We start from the raw sequence: 1,196 nt of genomic DNA, 5'->3' as shown, positions 1-1,196 counted from the left end.
AGCAGGCTCGCTTGTATGGTAGGACTTGAAGGGAGGAGGAGGGACAAGGCTCGATTCTGACTGTTGACGCAGTACAGACTGTGGGAGAGTTCGCCCCTCCTCCTTTCACCCAAGCGCCGATAAAGAATGCATCTGGCCTAGACCGACGATAGGAACAAGCCTGCGCCTCTGGGTGAGCCCTTCAAGTGCTTAAAACCTTATCCCGGAGGAAAACCTATGGCAATGCCGGTTTCTGTTTCAAAGCCGATCGTGGGCGTGGATGTCGCCAAGAAAGAATTGGTGATTTATCACGCCGAACTGGACCTGCTTGAAGAGATTCCCAACAACAAAACCAGCATCAACAAGTGGTTAAAGGACTTGCCGGGGAGTGTGGCTATTGCTGTTGAAGCCACCAACATCTACCACCTGGAGTTCGCTGACCTGGCCTTTGAGGCCGGCTGCGTGATTTACATGGTGGGCGGCTATGAGCTCAAACATTACCGAGAAGGTGTGAAGGTCCGTGCCAAAACCGATGCACTGGATGCCAAACTGCTTGCTCGCTATCTGAAGAACGAGCATGAAGAACTTCACCCATGGACGCCGCCGACACCGCTGTATCGCCAACTCCTGAGTCTTTTTCGCCGCCGGGCGGCCTTGGTCCAGGCCAGGGTCGGCCTAGTGCAAAGCTGGTCGAATGAGCCCTTGCTGAAGGCTGCTTTTTCCGAGCAAATAAAGTCCATGCAGCAGCTTGAGACGCTGATCGAAAAGACGATCAACGATCAGCTGAAAGAAGCCGGTTTGCTGGGGCAGTTGAAGCGTTGCTTGAAAGTTGAAGGGGTTGGATTTTTGACTGGCGCGCGCTTGCTCACGGCGTTCCAGCGCGGAGACTTCCGAAACGCAGATGCCTTTATCGCCTTTCTTGGAATGGACTTGCGGGTGTCAAAATCAGGGCAAAAAGATGGTCGCCGGAGTTTGACCAAGCGAGGCGATCCAGAAGCCCGCCGCCTTCTGCACAATGCGGCTATGTCGGCGAGTCGAACCGAAGCCTGGAAAGGGTTTTACCAAGAACAAAGAAATCGGGGTTTCAGCACCACTCAAGCCCTGGTGATGCTGGCTCGCAAGCTCGCTCGTATCGTATTCGCCCTGCTGAAGGGGCAGAGTGAATACCAACCGAAAACCAGTTGAGGGCTTCCCCTCAACCATAGAATCTCCCACAG

At 54.2% G+C, this 1,196-nt stretch carries 1 protein-coding gene; it reads left to right on the top strand.

The annotated features are described in order from the left end of the window. Positions 1-216: 216 nt before the first annotated feature. A complete protein-coding gene (locus AC1Q8Q_RS32140) occupies positions 217-1,164 on the top strand; it encodes an IS110 family RNA-guided transposase (RefSeq protein WP_168757435.1) in 948 nt (315 codons plus the stop codon). The last annotated feature ends 32 nt before the right edge of the window (positions 1,165-1,196 follow it).

Source organism: Pseudomonas sp. GW823-FHT06B06 (assembly GCF_058795195.1).
This window is presented reverse-complemented; position numbering and strand designations above follow the sequence as displayed.

What these genes read in the sequence shown, in the direction of transcription:
- AC1Q8Q_RS32140 (WP_168757435.1), top strand. Translation starts at nt 217, where the DNA reads ATGGCAATGCCGGTTTCTGTTTCAAAGCCGATCGTGGGCGTGGATGTC.